At 70.3% G+C, this 19,570-nt stretch carries 18 protein-coding genes; 9 read left to right on the forward strand and 9 right to left on the reverse strand.

Translation table 11 applies throughout. The features are described 5' to 3' along the window. Positions 1-58 precede the first annotated feature (58 nt). Complete coding sequence (locus ASF22_RS21160) at positions 59-1,123, reverse strand: HD domain-containing phosphohydrolase (RefSeq protein WP_056268037.1); 1,065 nt, start codon at positions 1,121-1,123, stop codon at positions 59-61. 265 nt (positions 1,124-1,388) lie between these two features. Between ASF22_RS21160 and ASF22_RS21165 the strand changes: the two genes are divergently transcribed. The 5 genes from ASF22_RS21165 to ASF22_RS21185 all read left to right on the forward strand — a co-directional run bounded on the left by ASF22_RS21165 (position 1,389) and on the right by ASF22_RS21185 (position 4,931). Then, the gene (locus ASF22_RS21165; protein ID WP_056268040.1) at positions 1,389-1,892 is read left to right on the forward strand and encodes a TIGR00645 family protein; all 504 of its coding nucleotides are present in this window, start codon (positions 1,389-1,391) and stop codon (positions 1,890-1,892) included. A 40-nt stretch (positions 1,893-1,932) separates the two neighbouring features. Continuing rightward, a complete protein-coding gene (locus tag ASF22_RS21170) occupies positions 1,933-2,268 on the forward strand; it encodes a DUF2293 domain-containing protein (RefSeq protein ID WP_056268043.1) in 336 nt (111 codons plus the stop codon). A 188-nt stretch (positions 2,269-2,456) separates the two neighbouring features. Next, positions 2,457-2,996, forward strand: a complete 540-nt coding sequence (locus ASF22_RS21175; protein ID WP_056268046.1) for a hypothetical protein — start codon at positions 2,457-2,459, stop codon at positions 2,994-2,996. A 180-nt stretch (positions 2,997-3,176) separates the two neighbouring features. Continuing rightward, complete coding sequence (gene mepA / locus ASF22_RS21180) at positions 3,177-4,085, forward strand: penicillin-insensitive murein endopeptidase (protein ID WP_156467525.1); 909 nt, start codon at positions 3,177-3,179, stop codon at positions 4,083-4,085. Positions 4,086-4,214: 129 nt separating this feature from the next. Continuing rightward, entirely contained in the window at positions 4,215-4,931 is a 717-nt protein-coding gene (locus ASF22_RS21185; RefSeq protein WP_156467524.1) for an endonuclease/exonuclease/phosphatase family protein, read from the forward strand. 10 nt (positions 4,932-4,941) lie between these two features. On the opposite strand, the gene ASF22_RS21190 is transcribed toward ASF22_RS21185, so the two are convergent. The 7 genes from ASF22_RS21190 to ASF22_RS21220 all read right to left on the reverse strand — a co-directional run bounded on the left by ASF22_RS21190 (position 4,942) and on the right by ASF22_RS21220 (position 14,795). Further along, positions 4,942-6,393, reverse strand: a complete 1,452-nt coding sequence (locus ASF22_RS21190; RefSeq protein WP_056268048.1) for a phospholipase D-like domain-containing protein — start codon at positions 6,391-6,393, stop codon at positions 4,942-4,944. Positions 6,394-6,458: 65 nt separating this feature from the next. Then, positions 6,459-11,315, reverse strand: coding sequence for an NAD-glutamate dehydrogenase (locus ASF22_RS21195; RefSeq protein ID WP_056268051.1), 4,857 nt, complete (start codon positions 11,313-11,315; stop codon positions 6,459-6,461). Between the two features lie 177 nt (positions 11,316-11,492). Further along, positions 11,493-12,059, reverse strand: a complete 567-nt coding sequence (locus tag ASF22_RS21200) for a DNA-3-methyladenine glycosylase (RefSeq protein WP_056268249.1) — start codon at positions 12,057-12,059, stop codon at positions 11,493-11,495. 11 nt (positions 12,060-12,070) lie between these two features. Then, on the reverse strand, positions 12,071-12,814 hold the full coding sequence (rnhA, locus tag ASF22_RS21205) for a ribonuclease HI (protein ID WP_056268053.1): 744 nt from the start codon (positions 12,812-12,814) through the stop codon (positions 12,071-12,073). Positions 12,815-12,902: 88 nt separating this feature from the next. Continuing rightward, on the reverse strand, positions 12,903-13,286 hold the full coding sequence (locus tag ASF22_RS24275; RefSeq protein ID WP_156647884.1) for a hypothetical protein: 384 nt from the start codon (positions 13,284-13,286) through the stop codon (positions 12,903-12,905). 197 nt (positions 13,287-13,483) lie between these two features. After that, a complete protein-coding gene (locus ASF22_RS21215) occupies positions 13,484-13,744 on the reverse strand; it encodes a hypothetical protein (RefSeq protein WP_244474374.1) in 261 nt (86 codons plus the stop codon). 52 nt (positions 13,745-13,796) lie between these two features. After that, on the reverse strand, positions 13,797-14,795 hold the full coding sequence (locus ASF22_RS21220) for a GTP-binding protein (RefSeq protein WP_056268056.1): 999 nt from the start codon (positions 14,793-14,795) through the stop codon (positions 13,797-13,799). Between the two features lie 577 nt (positions 14,796-15,372). Here ASF22_RS21220 and ASF22_RS21225 point away from each other — a divergent pair. Together ASF22_RS21225 and ASF22_RS21230 are read left to right on the forward strand one after the other, a co-directional pair. Further along, on the forward strand, positions 15,373-16,059 hold the full coding sequence (locus tag ASF22_RS21225) for a YoaK family protein (protein WP_056268057.1): 687 nt from the start codon (positions 15,373-15,375) through the stop codon (positions 16,057-16,059). 279 nt (positions 16,060-16,338) lie between these two features. Then, positions 16,339-16,713, forward strand: a complete 375-nt coding sequence (locus tag ASF22_RS21230; RefSeq protein ID WP_056176662.1) for a VOC family protein — start codon at positions 16,339-16,341, stop codon at positions 16,711-16,713. A 175-nt stretch (positions 16,714-16,888) separates the two neighbouring features. Here the strand turns inward: ASF22_RS21230 and ASF22_RS21235 are convergent, their stop codons facing one another. After that, entirely contained in the window at positions 16,889-17,479 is a 591-nt protein-coding gene (locus ASF22_RS21235; RefSeq protein ID WP_056268060.1) for a TetR/AcrR family transcriptional regulator, read from the reverse strand. A 225-nt stretch (positions 17,480-17,704) separates the two neighbouring features. On the opposite strand from ASF22_RS21235, the gene ASF22_RS21240 reads away from it, so the two are divergent. Then, positions 17,705-18,697, forward strand: a complete 993-nt coding sequence (locus ASF22_RS21240) for a quinoprotein relay system zinc metallohydrolase 2 (protein WP_082483907.1) — start codon at positions 17,705-17,707, stop codon at positions 18,695-18,697. Between the two features lie 35 nt (positions 18,698-18,732). Further along, positions 18,733-19,563 (forward strand): quinoprotein dehydrogenase-associated SoxYZ-like carrier, encoded by an 831-nt coding sequence (locus ASF22_RS21245; RefSeq protein ID WP_056268061.1) that lies wholly within the window; start codon positions 18,733-18,735, stop codon positions 19,561-19,563. Positions 19,564-19,570: the final 7 nt, after the last annotated feature.

Genomic DNA, 19,570 nt, shown 5'->3' on the forward strand with positions numbered 1-19,570 from the left:
AGCGTGTTCCGTACGCGCTCGCGGTCCGATCGGTCAACCCGCGCGAGGGCGCGGCCCCTCACGTGGCCGGCACTTTCGCGAGGGGCGCGACGACGGCGCTGCGGAAGGCGCGCAGGAGGTCGACGTCGAGTTTCGGACCCATGTCCCGCATGATCTCGTGCGCCTCCTCGTGAGGCAGCGGATCGCGGTAGGCCCGCCGCTCCGTCAGGGCGGAATGGATGTCGCAGATGGTGACGAGGCGCACGAGGTCGGGAATCTCGTGCGCCGACAGGCCGTCCGGATACCCGCTGCCGTCGAGCATCTCGTGGTGGTGTCGCACCACGGCGAGCATGTTCGCGTCGAACCCCCCCTGCGCTTCCAGGAGATTGGCGCCGACGGAGGGATGGGTGCGCATCACCGCCATCTCGTCGGGGCTGAGCCGGCCGGGCTTGTTGAGGATCGCCAGGGGGATCCGTGATTTTCCGATATCGTGCAGCAGGGCGGCGCGGGCCAGACGCATCTGGTCGGCCCGGGCGAGCTTCAACCCGCCCGCGAAGGCGGCGGCATAGCCGGCCACGCTCAGGGAGTGCTGGTAGAGTTGCTGGTCGTAACTGCCGATGACCTCGAGCCAGGTCCGGATGCCGCATTCGGAGATCGTTTCGAGGATCACCTCGGTGCCGGCATCGACGGCGGCAGGGGAGACGGCTTCACCGCGGCGTGCCGCATCGAAGGCCTCGCCCACGGCGCGATTGGCCAGATCGGCCTTGGCGGTAAAGCGGGCCGTGCGGTCGAAAGCCCGTGTCCGGGCGGTCTGGACGACATCCATGAGACTGAAGACCGCCGCGAGCACGGTCTTGCGCGGCGTGTCGGTGGGCAGGAACCGCGTCGGGGCCGGGCGCGTCGTCATGGGCTGGAGGGCGAGTTGCAGGCTCGGGATACGCAGGCCATGCAGGCGGGCGACCCAGGCCTCGGCCGCCGCCTCATCGCGGCTGACGTCCACCACCGCGAGCAGGGGGCGCTGCGCCGGCATTCCCGCCCCGGCCGCGATCTGCCGGCAGGCGACGACGGTGTCGATCGCCTGCACGAGGAGACCCGCCTGCTCCGGGCGGTCCGAGATGACGAGAACGGAGGATTCCTGTGTCACGCGTGCGTCCGCTCGCAATGGCGCACGTTCCAGTCCCGAAACGGGCGAACTGTCACCTCTATCAATATCATTATCGAACACTTCACTACAAAATGTTTCACGCGCCCGGGTTTTCGCGTTGGGGCAAGCGAAGGCCGGGCCAGGGCTTGTGCTGGCCCGGTCCGCTTCCCACGGCCCCCGGCGATCCGCTGCCGGCGCGGCAGGCTTGCCGGGTCCTTACCCCCATGCCACATGCCCGGCTCGATCGCGGCGGGGACGAGCACGGATGGTGGAGCGGATCTTCGAGCGGGTGCGGTTCGCGAGCCGGTGGCTTCTCGCCCCGTTCTACGCGGCCCTCGGCATCGGCATCGTGGTGTTGCTGGTCAAGCTCCTCCAGGAGCTGGCCCATTTCGTCCTGCACATGTGGGACGCCACCGAATCGCAGGTGGTGCTCGGCGTCCCGACCATGGTCGACCTCTCGCTGACGGCCTCGCTGCTCATCATCGTCATGTTCTCCGGCTACGAGAACTTCGTCTCGAAGCTCGACCATGCGGACCACAAGGACTGGCCCGCCTGGATGGGCACCATCGACTTCACCGGGCTCAAGCTGAAGCTCGTCTCCTCCATCGTGGCCATCTCGGCGATCTCGCTGCTGAAGGCGTTCATGGACCTGAAGGCGATGAGCGATCGCGACTTGTACTGGCTGGTGGGCATTCACATGGTCTTCGTGGTCTCGGGTCTGCTCATGGCCCTCACCGACCGAACCATCGCCGGGCACCACGAGTGGTGAACCGGGCGAGCGCCCCACGGACTGGTTCCTGGAGTACTTCATGGACCGGCACTTGAACCGGCGCGAGGCGGTGGCGGCCGCCCTGCTGCGCCTCGCGCCCCGCCTGCCCGAATTCGAGGCCGGCGCGATCCTCGACCGGGCACTGGCGAGTCCCGGTCTGCGCGGGGCGGCTCCGGAGACGGCCGCTTGGCTCTGCCTCTTGGCCTATGGCCGGCACGTCTTCACCGACTACGATGCCCTCCTGGACGACGGCTACGATCGCGACAGCGCGCGCCACTTCGTGCTCGACGATCTCAATGCGGCCCTGGGAGCCTGGGGCGTGCGCCGGCTGATCTCCGAGGAGGAAACCGAACGGGAAACGGACGGCGAGGGCTGACGTCGGTCGCGGGCTTGTGCCGTGCCGGCCCTCGCGGCAGTCTCGCGTGGGCAGGCGGTCTCGCGTGGGAAACGTCGGACCTGGGCCGGCGGGCGGAGGCCGGGATTCATGGGGCTTGGTGAATGCGATATTCCGGAGAACCAGATCGGCACCCGGACGAATCTGTCCGTGGCGTCGGTTTGAGGCGGATGCGCATCGCCGCCGCCGTCCTGCTCCTCGCAGCGGGCACCGCCGAGGCACAGGAGCCGGCCCGGTCCGCCGAAGTACCACCCGGCGCCTCGGCCGATTCGGCGGCCTGCACGGGCTTCGACTGGGCGCTCCTGCGCGAGCAGGCGTGGTTCGCGGCGCCCGGCCTGCCGCAGGTGGCGAGCGGCGGCACCCTGCCGGTGGGGATGCCGGGCGCCCTGCTCGGTCTGAAGCCGCAGGCGGAGGTCGTACCGCCGTTTCCGCCCTCCCGCGAAGCGAAGCCCGGGACCTATGGCGGCGTGCTGACCGTTCCGGCTCCGGTCACGCCGGGCCTGTATCAGGTCACCTTGTCCGACCGCGCCTGGATCGATGTCAGCCAGGATGGCAAGACCCCGCGGTCTCCGGTGGCCCACACCATGCGACCGGGTTGCGCGGTCCTCGCCAAGAGCGTTCGCTTCCAGCTCGGCGCCGTGCCCATCACCATCGTGGTGAGCGGGGCCGAGGCCGATACGATCCGCATCGCCGTCGCGCCCGCCGAGTGAACGTCCCGCGCCGCCCCTCGGTCGGATGTCGGTTTCCGGCCCGCGTGCCGCGGCGCGCCGAAGGTTTTGTCGCGCACACGCGGTCGCGCCGCCGCCGCCGATGGGCTAGCCTCGCGAACCCACCCTTCATTCCCGTGCCTGGAGCGTAAGCCCCTGTCCCTTCGCCGGTCCCTTCGTCCGATCCGCCTCGCGACCCTCGCGATCCTCGCCCTCGGCACGGCCGCGCAGGCTCAGGATCGGGGAACCCTCGACCCGAAGCCCCTGCCGCCCCTCGCCGATCCCGACGCGCCCGGCACCCCCGCCAAGGCCCTGTTCGGCCGGGCGACATCGCCGGCGCCCGGCCCCGCGCATGCGTACGGCTCCTATGCCAAGGGCTGTTTCTCGGGTGGCGAAGCCCTGGCGGTGGACGGGCCGACCTGGCAGGTGATGCGCCTGTCGCGCAATCGCATGTGGGGCACCCCGCCCCTGGTGGACTTCCTGGAGCGGCTGGCCGCCAAGGCGCCGCGGGTCGGCTGGCCCGGCCTCCTCGTCGGCGACATGTCGCAGCCGCGCGGCGGCCCGATGCTGACCGGCCACGCCTCGCACCAGCTCGGTCTCGATGCCGACATCTGGCTGACCCCGATGCCGGACCACCGCATGAGCCGGCGCGAGCGCGAAGAGACCTCCGCCACCAACGTCGTCCGGGCCGACCGCCTCGACATCGACCCAGGGGTGTGGGCGCCCGAGCACCTAAAGCTCATCCGCCTCACGGCGCAGCAGCCCGAGGTGGCGCGCCTGTTCGTCAATCCGGCGATCAAGAAGGCCCTGTGCCGCGAGGCCGGTGGCGACCGTGCCTGGCTGTCCAAGGTGCGGCCCATGTACGGGCACAACTACCACTACCACATCCGCCTCGCCTGCCCGGCGGGGCAGGACCAGTGCGGCGACCAGGCCCCACCGCCCGGCGGCGACGGCTGCGGCGAGGAGCTCGCCTACTGGTTCAGCGACGCAGTGCTGAACCCGCCGAAATCGACGAAGCCCGGTAAGCCCAGGCCGCCGATGACCATGGCGGCGCTGCCGGCGGCGTGCCGGGCTGTGCTCAAGGCACGCTGAGGCCTCGGTGTGGCCGTCGAACCGGCGCGCCACCTTCCCAAAGTCACGCCCCGGTCCAGTTAAGGCGCCATGCTCAACGATCGTCGCCTCGCGCAGCGCGCCCTGCGCCGCCCCGACCATCCCAGTCCGATGGTCGATCGGCCCGGCTTGCGTAAGATCCTGAGCTGGAATCTCCTGCGGCGCACGGGGGCCAACGTCGCCGTGCTCGCCACCCTGATCGAGCGCGAGAAACCCGACCTCGTGCTCATGCAGGAGGCTACGAAGGAGATCGCCGGGCTGAAGGACCGGCTGGGGGGGGATTATGCTTGGGCACCCCTGCCGGGCCGAATCCATGGACCGGCTCTTTGGAGCCCGACGCCGTTCCTCGCTCCACCGACCATCGTCGAACTGCCGTCGGGGGCGATGTTCGACCGGGTCTGCCAGATCCTCGACCTCGGCGGGTTCGGCGTCGCCAATGTGCACCTCTCCCACGGACAGATGCTGAACCGGCGTCAGTTGCGCCGGATCGCCGAGAACCTACCGGATTGCGCGGCGGTGATCGGCGACTACAACCTCGTCGGCCCGCCCATGCTGGCCGGGTTCCGGGATGTCGGGCCGCGCCTTCCGACCCATGCGATGGCTCGACTGGTTCCCTTGCGACTCGACCGCTGCCTCGTGCGTGGGCTCACCTGCCACGCCTCGGCGGTCCTGCCGCGCGGCCCCTCGGACCACCGCCCCATCATCGTCCACCTGTCGCCCACCCCCCTGCAGGCGCGGCGGCCGGACCGCGACGCCGCACGGAGCTCGTTCGATCGTTTCGCGATGCGGATCTCGGCGTCCCTCAGGGGCCGCGCGCGCCGGCCCTAGCCAGGCTGGATCACAGGTACGGCAGGGCCAACCGGACGCCCGCATCCCGCAGCCGCACGGGCAAGGCGCGCGCAGCCAGATGCTCGCGCGTGAGGCGGACCTCCATCTTGGCGCGCATGATGGCGTCGAGGGCCTCCGCGAGATCGGGATCGTACAGCTCGACGTTCACCTCGAAGTTGAGGCGAAAGCTGCGCATGTCCCAGTTGGCCGAGCCGATGAAGCACCACGTCCCGTCCACGACGAGGAGCTTCGAATGGTCGAAGGGCGGTGCGTCGAGCCAGATCCGGACCCCGCTGCGCAAGAGCGGATCGACATGCGCCCGCGTCGCCCAATCCACGAAGCGGTGGTCGCTGACCTTCGGGATGACGATGTCGACGCGGATGCCCCGGTTGGCCGCGAGGCAGAGGGCGCTGGTCAGGATCTCGTTCGGTAGGAAGTAGGGTGTCGAGAGGCGGATGCTGCGTGTGGCGCAGGCCACGGCCTGGAGGATCACGAGCTCGATCTTGCGCAGGTCCGCGTCCGGTCCCGAGGTGACGACCCGCGCCGGGATGGTACCGGCCGGTGCGAGGCGTGGGAACCATGCCTCGCCGGTCAGGTCCTCGCCCGCCACGAAGATCCAGTCGCTGGCGAACGCCGCCGCCAGCTGGTCGACCACCGGCCCTTCGAGACGGAAATGCGTGTCGCGGATCGGATGGGGCGGGGCCTGCGAAACCCGGTTGCCGTCGGCGATGTTGAGGCCGCCGGTGAAGGCGGTCCGGCCATCGAGGATGAGGAGCTTCTTGTGGGTCCGCATGTTGAGGAACGGCATGCGCCAAGGCAGGGCCGAGTGCATGAATCGGCCCGCCGGCACGCCGGCCCGTTGCAGGCGCCGGGTGATGCCGGGTGGAAAGTAGCCGCCGCCGATGCCGTCGATGATCACCCGAACGGCGATGCCGCGTCCATGCGCCTCGATGAGGGCGTCGCAGAAGGCCCGGCCCGTCGCGTCGTCGCGGAAGATGTAGCTCGAGAGCGCCACCGAGGCCCGAGCCGCGGCGATCTCCGCCAGCATGACCGGATAGGCGGCGTCGCCGTTGCGCAGCACGGTGACGGAATTGCCAGGCCGCAGGGGCAGCCGGGTGATCAGCCGTACGGCGTGGTCGAGGGGCCGGAAGGCTTGGGGCAGAGGCGGCGGTGTCGGATCGTCGTCGGACGAGACGGCGGACCCGGCGGCTTGTGTGGGCCGGATGCGCAGCTTGTGCGCCCGGCGGGTCACCCGGTTGACGCCGAACAGGACGTAGAGCCCGGCCCCGAACATCGGTGAGAGCCAGGCGAGGCCGATCCAGCCGATGGCGCCCCCGACCTCGCGCTTGCGCAGCAGCACATGCATGGTCACGACGACGGACAGGCCGAGCCCGAGGACGGCGAAGACTTCGGACCGGATCGACAGCATGTCGCCGATCCATCTCAGTAGGGCCTGTTCCAACGCCGTTCCTCATCCCACGATCGGAGGTGGGATACGAGAAACGTCCGGCCGCTCCAAACGCCCCGTCAGGGCCGGGCGAGATCGGCGAGCAGGCTCGATGCCACCGTCGCCTTGGACACCGTGAGGCCCGAGGCCGCGATGGCTTCGACGGCGCTGCGGATGCGGGTGAGGGCGGGGCCACGCGCGGCGCTCCAGGCCTCGACGGCCTCCGGCCCCGTTCCGACATCGGCCACCACCTCGGCCGTGAGGCGGCGGTGGGCGGTGGAGAGTCCGGAGATCGCCCGCTCCAGGGCGACCCGGTCGAAGGTGTCGTCCACGGGGACCTTCCGCGCGGCGGCCACGAGATCGTCGAGGCTGAAATGCCGGGCGAGGGCGAAATGCGTCGCCGCGATGCCGGCCACCGGCTGCCCGCCATCCTCTGCCACCCGGACGATGTCCGGGCCGGCGGCCATCGCTGCCAGGGAGGCGAGGCGTCGGGCGGCCTCGGGAGGTAGGCCGTGTCCGACGAGTTCCGCCTGCCGGGCGTCGAGGGCGCCCTTCGCCTCCGGGCCGAGAATCTCGGGAAGCGCGGCCATCACGGCGGCGATGCCTTCACGGTAGCGTGCCACCAGGGGGGCGACGCTGCCCGAGAGGTCGAGGTTGCGGATGAACCAGACGATGCGGCCCGTCAGCAGATCCTGCACATCGGCGTAGAGGTCGAGTTGGGCCTGTCCCGGCACGGCGCCGGCGAGACCGTCGATGGCGAGATTCAGCTCCATCAGGCCGAAGGCGTCGCGGGTCACCGCGTAGGCCTTGGCGATGGTGGCCGCGTCGGCCCCGGTCTCGTCGATGAGGCGGGTGATGAGGGAGGGACCGCCCCGGTTGACGATGATGTTCGACAGCGCCGTGGCGATGATCTCGCGGCGCAGGCGGTGGCCCTTCACCGCGTCGGGGAACTGCCGGCGCAGGGCTTGCGGGAAGTAGCGCTGCAATTCGCGGTCGAAATACGGGTCGTTCGGCACCGGGCTCGCCAGGATCGCGTCGTAGAGCGACAGCTTGGCGTAGGCCAGAATCACGGCGTATTCCGGCCGCGTCAGACCCTCGCCCCGGCGCATGCGCTCGGCGATGGCGGCATCGTCGGGCAGGAACTCCACGGCCCGGTCGAGGCGACCTTCGGCCTCCAGGGACTGGAGGGTGCGAACCGCGAAGCCGGTCTCGCCGACGCCGCGGCGCAGGGCAAGCGACAAGGCCAGGGTCTGGAGCTCGTTGTTGCGCAGGACCAGGGCCGCGACCTCGTCGGTCATGCCGACGAGGAGCGCGTTGCGGGCGGCCGCGTCGAGGCGTCCGTCGCGCTCCGGCATCATCAGGGCGATCTTGATGTTCACCTCGACGTCGGAGGTGTTCACCCCGGCCGAATTGTCGATGGCGTCGGTGTTGAGGCGGATTCCGGCCCGCGCCGCCTCGATCCGCCCGCGCTGGGTCAGGCCGAGATTGGCGCCCTCGCCGACGACCCTGGCGCGCAGGACCGAACCGGTGATGCGCACGGCGTCGTTGGCCCGGTCGCCGGCCTCCTCGTCGGTCTCGGAGCCGGCGCGGACATAGGTGCCAATGCCGCCGAACCACAGGAGGTCGACGGGGGCCTTGAGGATCGCCTGCATCACCTCGGCCGGCGTCGCCTCGGCGCGTTCGAACCCCAGCACGGCCTGGATCTCGGGCGAGAGGGGGATCGTCTTCAGGCTGCGGGAAAACACGCCGCCGCCGGTCGAGATCAGCCCGGTGTCGTAGTCGCGCCAGCTCGAACGCCCGAGGTCGAACAGACGCTGGCGCTCGGCGAAGCTCGCGGCCGGATCGGGCGCGGGGTCGAGGAAGATGTCGCGGTGGTCGAAGGCCGCGACGAGCCGGAGGCTCCGCGACAGCAGCATGCCATTGCCGAACACGTCGCCCGACATGTCGCCGACGCCCACGACGGTGACCGGGTCGGCCTGGACGTCGACATCCATCTCGCGGAAGTGGCGCTTGACCGCTTCCCAGGCGCCCCGCGCGGTGATGCCCATGCGCTTGTGGTCGTAGCCCTGGCTGCCGCCCGAGGCGAAGGCGTCGCCGAGCCAGTGGCCGCGCTCCAGGGAGAGGGCGTTGGCGATGTCCGAGAAGGTGGCGGTGCCCTTGTCGGCCGCCACCACGAGGTAGGCGTCGTCGGAATCGTGGCGTACCGTGTCGGCCGGCGGCCGGATCGCATCGTCGACGATGTTGTCGGTGAGCTCCAGCAGGGTCCGGATGAAGACGCGGTAGCTCTCGGTGCCTTCCGCGAGCCAGGCTTCGCGGTCGGAGGCCGGCGGCAGGCGCTTGGGGAAGAAGCCGCCCTTGGCGCCCACCGGCACGATGACGGCGTTCTTGACCTGCTGGGCCTTCACCAAGCCCAGGATCTCGGTCCGAAAATCCTCCGGCCGGTCGGACCAGCGCAGGCCGCCGCGGGCCACGTAGCCGTAGCGCAGGTGCACGCCCTCCAGGCGCGGCGCGTAGACGAAGATCTCGAAGAACGGGCGTGGCAGGGGCATGCCGTTCACCTTGGCGCAGGCGAACTTGAACGCGATGGTTTCGCGCATCCCGCCGTCGTCGTGGCGTTGGAAGAAGTTCGTCCGTACGGCGGCTTCGACCAGATTGACGAAGCGGCGCAGGATTCGGTCTTCGTCCAGACTGGTGACCTCGCCCAGCGCCGTCTCGATCTCCGCCCGGATGGCGGCTTCGCGTGCCGTGCGGTCCTTCCCGGCCTCCTCTTGTCCCGCCGGATCGAACCGGGCGTGGAACAGGGCGACGATCCGGCCGGCGATGGCCGGATGCAGGCTGAGGGTCGCGGCGAGGTAATCCTGCCCGTAGCGGATTCGCAGCTGGCGCAGGTAGCGCCCGAGGCCGCGCAGGAGGGCGACATCGCGCCAGCCGAGGTCGCCCTCCAGCACGAGGCGGTTGTAGCCGTCTGAGTCCGCTTCGCCCGCCGCGATGGCGAGGAGTGCGGCTTCCAGGGGGGCTTCCAGCCGGTCCCGGTCGATGGGCGCCCCGGTTGCCCGCTCCAGCAGCATGTCGTGGAGCCAGACCTGTCCACCGTCCGGCCCGTCCCCGGTGCGGACGCGGTAGGTGCGCTCGTTGATCACCCGGAAGCCGAGATTCTCCAGAGCCGGCACCCGGTCGGACAGGGAGAGCGATGCCCCCCGCGAAAACACCTTGAGGCGTATCTGGTGAGCCGGGTCGGTGTCGCGCCGGCCGATATCGACGGCGCGCGGGCGCGCTTCGCTCAGGGCTTCGAGGATGGCGATGTCGGCGATGGCGACGGCGGGCGCGAAGTTTTCGCGATACGCGGCCGAGAACGCGTCTGTGTAGCGGGCGGCCAGCGCCCGGGCCTGCCGGCCGGGCATCGCCTCCGCGAGGGCGAGACGCAGGTCGTCGCTCCAGGTTCGCACCAGGGCGCCGATCCCCGCCTCCAGGGTGGCGGGGTCGCGCTCGGCCGCGCCGTCCTCGGGCAGGCCGATGATGTAGTGGGTCCGGGCGAGCGGGCCTTCGGGGAAGTCCGGATAGGCCGCCGAGAGCCGGCCGCCGTATTCCCTGGCGAGGTAGGCGCCGACGCGCAGGCGGACTTGTGAATCGTAGCGGTCCTTCGGCACGTAGACGAGGAGCGAGACGAAGCGGCCGAAGCGGTCGGGCCGGGACAGGACGCGGATGCGCGGCCCTTCCGCGAGGCTGCCGATGGCGAGTGTGAAGCGGTGGAGGCGATCGACGGTGATCTGGAACAGGTCGTCGCGGGGATAGGTCTCCAGTACGTTGAGCAGGCTGCGTCCGGCGTGGCTCGTCGGGTCGAGGCCGGCCTTCGCGACCACGGCGGCGACCTTTTCGCGGAGGTAGGGGACTTCGCGTGCCAGGGCGGTGTAGGCGGCGGCCGTGAACAGGCCGACGAGGCGGACTTCGCCGGACAAGGTCCCGTCCGGGGAAAACAGCTTGACTCCGACATAGTCGAGATGGGCGGCGCGGTGGACCCGCGACTTCACGCTTGCCTTGGTGACGAGGAGCGCCTGCGGTTCTTCGAGGAAGGCGCGGATCTCGGGCGTGTCGTCGGCGAGCGTCCGTCCGCGCCGCAGGACTTCGACGGCGGGGTCGCGCAGGACGCCCCGGTTGGCCTCCGGCACCACCGCATGGGTGCCGCCGGTGAGGTCGTACTCGCGCAGGCCCAGCAGCGTGAAGTGGCCATCGCGCAGCCATTCGAGGAAGGCGTGCGCCTCCCGGACTTCAGCCCCCGGCAGGGATGTCCGTCCCGTCGCGTAATCCTGTGCCAGGGCGGCGAGGCGCGCCAGCATGGCGTCTCCATCGTCCGTCGCGCGGGCGACATCGCGGAACACGGCCGTGAGGCCGGCCTCGAGGCGGTCGCGGGCCTCGCCGGCATCGAGACGGTCGAGGTGGAGATGGATGAAGCTCTCGCGCGTGAAGGCCGCGTGGGCGTCCGCCGTGGTCTCGCCGACCACCCGCACGAGGTCGCCGTCCGCGTCGCGCTCCACGCCGAGGATCGGGTGGGCGACGAGGTGCGGTGTCAGCCCCTGTTCGGTCAACTCGGCGAGCGTCGAATCGAGGAGGAACGGCCGGTTGTCGTTGACCACTTCGACGACGGTGAGTTCACGTGGCCGGCCGTCCCGGTCGACGGTCAGATCGGACAGGCGCAGGTCCGACGGGGCGCCGGCCCTGCGGGGCGCGGCCAGATGCTGACGGGCGGCCAGCGCCAGATCGGCCAGGGCGTCCGGTGTATAGGGCGCCAGATCCTCCGGCGAGGTGCGCCCGAACAGGTCGCGCACGAAGCCGCCCGGACCGTCGCGGCGATCGACGATATCCGCCGCCGCGTTGAGAAGGTCATCGCGGATCGAGCGCGCCTGGGCACTGGCCAGGGCCGTGGCTGCTTCGCTGCCCATGATCGTCGATCCTTTCACGCGCTCGAACCATCCTCGCACCTCCGCGTGACAGGCGGACGGGCGTCGAGTTGCGGTCAACCGGGCCGATCTTGGCCGGAGGCGGCGGATCATGCGCAGGGTCGGCAGCCGGTATCAATCGGTCCCGGTGGGCGCCCGCATGACGTTGGGGCTACGGTGTCAGTCCCCCTGCCGGGGCCGGGGGCGGACGGGCCGGCTGACGAAGCGCGATCCCGCGACGAGGAAGCGCCAGGGCGTCTCGACGGCGCGGGTGAGGCCGATGCGGCCGCAGGCCACCACCGTGCCGTCCGGCGCGCCGAAGGCGAGGTGGAACGGCGCACGGTCCAGTGGAACGCCGTCCTGCGCGTCCGTCACGCCGAGCGCCTGGCACAAACGGCCCGGTCCGGCGCAGAGCCGGCGCGGATCGTCGAGGCCGCGCCGTGCCGCCATCGTCGCCGGATCGTACCGCGGCTCAAGGGCGCGCAGGAGCACGGCGCTGCCCGGTTCGCAGACGAGGTTGAGGCACCAGTGCAGGCCGTAGGAGCGGTAGACGTAGGCGTGGCCGGCGGGGCCGAACATGCTGGCGTTGCGCCGCGTCGGGCCGGCGAAGCTGTGCGAGGCCGGGTCGGTCCGGTCGTAGGCCTCGGTCTCCACGATGGGCCCGCCGACCCCGTCGACCCGCAACACGCAGCCGACGAGGTCGCGCGCGACCTGCACCGCCGGCCGCGCGAAGAAGGCCGCCGGCAGCGCCGCTGCGGTCACGGGAGCTTCGCGCCCTTGGCCGCTTCGCGGGCGCGGGCGAAGGCCTCGGGGCCGAGATGGAGGGCGACGCGGATCGCTTCCTCGACGAAGGCCGGCGCCGTGAGGCCGGCGGCCTTGGCGGCGCGGGAGACGTCGAGGCCGAGCGCCAGATCGACGGGAATCAGCGTGGTGCGGGGCGGGGCCGCCATGGCGGCGGCCAGCGCCGCCGTCCCGGTGAGGCGGGCCGGGGCGGGCGGGCTCGGGATCGGCGCGGCCGAAGCCGAGGCCGGAAGCGTGGTCGTGGTCGTCCCGGCGGCCGATCCGGCGGGGGCCGCCAGGGCCTGCCGACGTCCTTGCGCGGCGAGGCGGTCCGCCCGCTCGTTGCCGGCCTCGCCGGTGTGGCCGCGCACCCAGGTCCAGCGCACGTCGCGCCGGGCCGCCAGGGTGTCGAGGGTCTGCATGAGATCGACGTTCTTGACCGGGCCGGTGCTCGTGCGCCAGCCCTTGGCCTTCCAGCCCTTCATCCATTCCGTCACCGACTTGATGACGTACTGGCTGTCGCAGCGCATCTCGAGGGCGGCCCCCTCGGGGAAGTGGGAGAGCGCGCTGATGGCGGCCGTCAATTCCATGCGGTTGTTGGTGGTGGAACGCTCGCCGCCGCACAGCTCGATGGTGCCGGTCTCGGCCTGGATCACCACGCCCCAGCCGCCGGGGCCGGGATTGGGGTCGCATCCGCCGTCGGCGTAGACGATGGTTCGCATGGGGGCTCGATCCGTTGGGCGGATGGGATTGGGGCGCCGCCCATAGCACGGGCCGCCCCCGCTCCGGCACCCCCGCCGGGCGGTTCGCTCAGCGCGGATTCTGCCAGGTGGTGGCGGGCTGGGTGGTGGCGGGCTGGCGCGGGGCCGTCACCGATCCCGTGGTCGCCGCGGCCGGGATCGGCCGGCGGGTCTCCTCGCCACGCTCGGCGACGTTCACGGGCCGGGCCTGCGCCGCCTGGCGCCGTGTGCGCACGGCCTTGGCCCGGCGGACGCGGCGGGGCCGAGCCCGCTCGGAATTGGAGCCGACGACGCCGCCCACCACCGCGCCGACCACGGCCCCGATGGGACCGCCGACCACGGCACCCGCGACGGCGCCCGTGCCGACGCCGACTACTGTGTTGCTCGCCGCCTGCACGGTCGCCGGCACCGCCAGCAGGCTGAGGAGCATCCCGCCCAAAACACGTTTCTTCATTGCTCGGACCTCTCCGACGGGGGCTGCCAGCGTCCGCCCCGGGGGGCGAGGCGGCGCGAAGAGGGCGCGTCGCCGGATGTGTCCCGATGTGGGACATCGGGTTCGAGAGGCTCGTGTGGCGCCTCACCGTGACCAAATCGGGGCCGGGTTCGGATGGGCGTCACGCTCGAATCCCTCCCGAAGCGTCGCCGGGTCGCTCAGTCGCCCATGCGCTGGAAGCTACAGGTGCCCAGGCCGGTATCGCGATAGCCCGCCGGGCAGTCCCGGACGCAGGTGCCGGCCGCGAACTTGAGCGGCGGCTCGCACAGATGGGCGAAGCCGTCGTTCCGCCGCGCGGCCGGCGCCGAGTCCCGGTGCGCGCCCTGCGCGGGCGTGCCGGCCGGCAACGCCGCCGCCAGTGTCAGGAGGGACGCGAGGGCGAGGCGACGGGTCAGCGGGCGCTCCCTCCGGTCGGGCAACCGGCCGCGGTGCGTGGGCGGAGCCCTCCGACTTCGCCCGGCCCATGGTGCCTCAGGCGGCGCAGTCGAGGAAGCCGGCGCGGATCGCCTCCGGGTCGAGCTTGCGCCCGATGAACACCACCCGCGACACGCGGGCCTCGCCGTCCTTCCACGGACCCTGGAGGTCGCCGTCGAGGATCTGGTGGACGCCCTGGAATACGAAGCGCTGGGGCTCCTCCGGGAACGCGACGATGCCCTTGCAGCGCAGGATGTCCGGCCCCTGCACCTGGGTCAGGGTCGAGATCCACGGCATGAACTTTTCGGGGTCCACCGGGCCGTCGATGCGGGCGGAGACCGACTGCATCTCGTCGTCGTGGTGGTGATGGTGGCCCTCCTCGAGGAAGTCGGGCTCGATGTCGAGGATGCGCGACAGGTCGAAGGCGTTGCGGTCCAGCACCTGATCGAGGGGCACGTCGCAGCGGCTGGTGCGGTGAACCTTGGCGTAGGGGTTGATCGACCGGATCAGCCCCTCGACGCGGTCGAGGTCGGCCGGCTCGACGAGATCGGCCTTGTTCAACAGGATCACGTCCGCGAAGGCGATCTGGTTCTTGGCCTCGGGGGCGTCCTTGAGCCGGTCGGCGAGCCATTTGGCGTCCGCCACCGTCACCACGGCGTCGAGGCGGGCGGCGCCGCCGACATCCTCGTCGATGAAGAAGGTCTGGGCCACGGGGGCTGGGTCGGCGAGGCCCGTGGTCTCGACGATGATCGCGTCGAACTTGCCGCGCCGCTTCACCAGGCCGTCCATGATGCGGATGAGGTCGCCGCGCACGGTGCAGCAGACGCAGCCGTTGTTCATCTCGAACACTTCCTCGTCGGCGCCGATGACGAGGTCGTTGTCGATGCCGATCTCGCCGAACTCGTTGACGATCACCGCGTAGCGCTTGCCGTGGTTCTCCGTGAGGATGCGGTTGAGGAGCGTGGTCTTGCCGGCCCCGAGATAGCCCGTGAGCACGGTCACGGGGATTTTTTGGGCGCCGGCGTTCGGGCTGTCGGAGTTCGGGCTTTCGGACATGGCGGCTCTTTTCGGGTTTCCGGGGACGGCTTTGGCCGGGTGTCGGGGTGTTATATTGTATCATCGCCTTGCGATGGAAGGCCGTCCCGGCTCGGCCGGCGCATTACTCCAGCCTTCGCTTCCTCGCTGCGGGCTGGTGGATCCATACATCGGCGAGAGCGTCGATCGCTCCGAGCGAGGTACGGGCTCCTCCTTCTCCCTTGTGGAGCGGGGGCGATGGGGTTCCGCCGGCCTCCGCCGGGAGACAGGCACACGCGGTCGCTCCCCACCGGCGAGGAGGGCCGCGTCACGTTGGAATCAAGGAATGCGATCGTCTGCGAGGAGGTGAGGGAGCGCGCGAGGGCGGTATCCCGCCGTGCGAGGTCCGTAGCCTGGAGGAGGGACTGGAGGTGGAGCCCGCACTGTCGACGCGCCGTGTGGCGACGTTCGTCGCGGACATCCGAGGCTCGCTACTCCGCTGCCGAGGCCGCATGCGACCCGTGTCAGGCATGCTGAAGTTCGCTAGCATTCCTTCGAAGCCGACATTTACCGGTCGCTGTTCGACGTTGGCTCGGAGCGGCGAGGGGACCGAAGCACCATGCCCATTCGTGCCGGGAAAGACGCTTTGATTGGGGTCGGGCTCGCGTTCACCGCGGGGTTCGTGGACGCTGCCGCCTTCATCGCCCTGACCGGCCTCTTCACGGCTCATGTGACAGGCAACTTCGTTCTGATCGGTGCGGAATTGGTCTCCACCTCGACGGGCGTCCTCGCCAAGCTGCTCGCCCTACCGATGTTCATCCTCGCCGTGGCTGTGACGCGCCTGATCGCCTTGGCCCTGGAGAGAAGAGGATCGCCGCCGCTGCGCCCCTTGCTGGCGCTCGAAGCCACCGTCCTGATCGCCTTCGCCATCGCGGGCGTGGCCATGTCGCCGCTCGGCTCACCGGATGGCGCGAAGGCGATCGGCGTCGGCATGCTCGGTGTTGCCGCGATGGGCATTCAGAACGGCATCGGGCGTCTCGTGATCGGCCACCTGGCGGCGACGACGGTGATGACCGTGAACGTCACGCAGGCCGTGATCGACGTGACCGACCGCCTGTGCGGGGCGAAGCTCGATGAGCAGGTCAGCAGCCGCCTGCGGCGTACGCTGTCCGCCGTGGCGGCCTTCGCGGCGGGCGCACTGGCGGGGGCCTTCGGGATCGCCGCCTTGTCCTTCTGGTGCGTGCTCGTGCCGGCCTTCGTCCTCATCGGGCTGCTGATGGTTCCCGACCGAAAATCAGGTTCGTGAGCAGATGTTTCGGGGCCGGACGTGTCGAACGGCCTTCGGCATGGCGCCCATCCGGGCATTTCAGATGACGTTCCATGCACCGCGGATGGCGGGTCGCCCGCGCGAACCGGGGGGCTGGAAAACCCTTTCCCACCCTATGACGACCTCGAGGTTTCCACACAGCCCGGATCGGGAAGTACTGGTTCGGCAGACCCATAGGGGTGCATCGGCACGCGGCGAACGTTCGTCTCGGCCATTCGAGCACAGCGATCGCGTGCCGCCCCTTCCCGGAGAGAACGTATGTTCACGCACGTCATGATCGGCAGCAACGATCTGGAGCAGGCCCGTCGCTTCTACGACGCCACATTCGCCGCGCTGGGAGGCAAGCCCGGCGAGATGGATGCCAGGGGCAGGCTGATCTACGCCCATGAGGGGGGTCGACTGATGATCACGAAACCCATCGACGGCAAGCCGGCGACCGCGGCCAATGGCGGGACGATCGGTCTCGCCGCAGCGAGCCGCGAGCATGTTCTCGCGTGGCACCGGGCCGGCACCGAGCATGGCGGTGCCGCGATCGAGAGCCCGCCCGCAGAGCGCCCGAACGGGGCGTTCGTCGCTTACCTTCGCGATCCGGACGGAAACAAGCTCACTGCACGGACCCGGCGGGTGACGTGACGGAAACCGCGGTCATCCTTGCCCGTTTCGGCCTAGGGGCGGGGGCTGACGTTGCGCCTCCGACAAGGGTCGGCAGTCGGTGCGGCGACCTCGGCTGCTGCTTCCCTCCCCTCTCGCTCGGGCCCGGACAGTCACGACCCCGCCCGTCTCGAACGCTTCGAGCGCGTGCCATCCGTCAGGTTCGCGCCACTCGACCGGCACGGGGCGGCCGCAAGGCGTCGCACAGGGCGCCGAGGGTTTCCCGGAATCCCGTCGTGCCGGCGAGCACGCGTTCCAGGAGAAGCGCGCCCTCCAGGGTCGCCACCACCAGCCGGGCCGATGAGGCGGGGATCACGTCCGCCCGCACGCCGCCGTCGCGGAGCCCGTCGGCGAGGACAGCCTCCAGCCAAGCGATGTGCTTGTCGAAGAACCGGGTGACGGCGATGCGGACGGGCTCCGGCAGGGTGTCGCGCTCCACCGCCAGCACGGCGCACAGGCAGCCGAGGTCATCTTCGACGCCCCCGAGATAGAGCCGGCCATAGGCCTCGATCCGCGCGACCCCGTCGGTCGTCTGGGCCAGGATCGCCGCGAGGGCCGCATCGTAGCGGGCGTCGTAGGCCCCCACCAGGGCGAGGGCGAGATCGGCCTTGGTCGGGAAATGGTGGTGGATGCTCGCCTTGCGGATACCCACCACCGCGGCCAGGTCGGCGTAGCTGAAGCCAGAATACCCCCGGCCCCGGATCAGGGACTCGGCCTGAAGCAGCAGTTCCGCACGCGTGTCTCTCATGGACGGGGCAAATCTCCTGGGCGAGCCGAATTTCCTGAGCGAGCCAAGTTCCAGCGCGGCTCGAATTCCAGCGCGGCAATGGGACGAGGAATAATTCCGGTTTCGGGGGTGCGTGAGGAACGTATTCGCAGGCAGGAAAGGAAAGGTCGCGAAAATGTGCCATTGACGGCAGAATAAATCTACCTACTAAATGGTAGTCAAGAAAACAAGCGGAGGACGTCTCGTATGCCGGCCCAGGATGGCCTCGTGGATCCGCGCCCCATTGCGCGAAGCCTTCGATCGAACCGGCGCCAGGCCCTGCGCGGCGGGCTGGCCCTGTTCGGCGGCCTGTGCCTGTGCTGCCTGCCGACCCTCGGGCGCTCGGCGGAGGGGTTCGCCCTGGACGAGGTCGGTCCCGGCATCTTCATCCGGCGCGGGCCCGACGCCGAGGCCTCGCCCGACAACGACGACGCCATCGCCAATATCGGTTTCATCGTCGGCGAGACCTCCGTGCTGGTCACCGAATCCGGCGGGAGTCTCGCCGACGGGCAGTGGCTGCGCGGGCAGATCAGAGCCTGCACGGACAAGCCCATCAGCCACGTGGTGCTCACCCACGTCCATCCCGACCATTGCTTCGGGGCCGAGGCGTTTGCGGCGGACAAGCCGGTCTTCATCGGCCATCATGCCCTGCGCGCGGCCCTGGATGCGCGCGGCGACTATTACCGCACCCGCCTCGTCGAGATTCTGGGGCCCGAGAAGGCCGGGCGAGTGGTGTATCCGACCCTCGAAGTCGCGGGTCGCGCCGAGATCGATCTCGGCGGGCGCCGGCTCACCTTCCACGCCCACGGGGTGGCGCACACCAATTGCGACCTCTCCATGCGGGATTCGGCCTCCGGCATCCTGTTTCCCGCCGACCTCCTGTTCGTCACCCGCATTCCGTCCCTCGACGGCAGCCTCGTCGGCTGGCTGAAGGAGGCGGAGGTGCTCAAAGCCATGGGGGCGACGAAGGCGGTGCCGGGCCACGGCCCGACCCTGGTGGAGTTCGCGCCCGCCCTGGCCGACCTGACCCGCTACCTCGCCACCCTGCGCGACGAGACCCGCAAGGCGCTGGCCGGCGACATACCCATCGAGAAGGCGGTGGCCACCATCGGCCGGTCTGAGGCCGACAAGTGGGCGCTGTTCGACCTCTACAACGGCCGCAACGTGACCCAGGCCTTCAAGGAACTCGAATGGGAGTGATCCCACCCCATGTTACCCTCAAGAGGAGACACGCCATGAAGCCGTGCACCGCCGCCCTCGCCCTGTCGCTCGCCGCGTCGCTCCCGGCCGCCGCCCTGTTGACCGGTCCCGTTCTCGCCGCCGGCGCCTCGGACACGGACGCCGAGCGTCAAGCGCGCTGGAACGAGATCCGCACCTCGATCTTCGGCGACAAGGCCGTGCAGCACACCGACACCCTGGTGAAAGTCGACGCCCCGGTCCGGGCGTTGGACGCCGCCCTGGTGCCCATCACCCTGACCATGCCGGAGAAGGACAAGGTCGCGGGCGTGTCCCTGGTGATCGACGACAACCCGTCGCCCTACGCGGCCAACATCACCTTCGGCCCCGCCGCCGATCCGGGCGAGATTAAGCTCCGGGTGCGGGTGAACAACTACACCAACGTCCACGCCGTGGTGCGGACCAAGGATGGCGGGCTGTTCGAGACGACGAAGTTCGTCAAAGCCTCCGGCGGCTGCTCGGCCCCCATGGGGATGAGCGACGAGGAGGCGATGAAGGGCATGGGCGACATGCGGATGAAGTTCGCCGAAGGGGCTCCCGGGGCCAAATCCACGGAGGCGACGCTGATGATCCGCCATCCGAACTTTTCCGGCATGCAGATGAACCAGGTGACCCGCGACTACACTCCGGCGCGCTACATCCAGAAGGTCGTGGTCTCGCAGGGCGGGCGCAACATCCTGACCCTGGACGGCGACATCTCCATCGCGTCGAACCCGGTGATCAACTTCGCGTTCCTGCCCGAGGGCCAAGCGCCCGTGACGGTGGTCGCCTCCGACAACCAGGACGGTCGCTGGGAGCACAGCTTCCCCGTGCCGGCCCCGAGCAACTGAGCGGGAG

This window comes from Methylobacterium sp. Leaf87 (assembly GCF_001422775.1).
Taxonomy (GTDB): domain Bacteria; phylum Pseudomonadota; class Alphaproteobacteria; order Rhizobiales; family Beijerinckiaceae; genus Methylobacterium.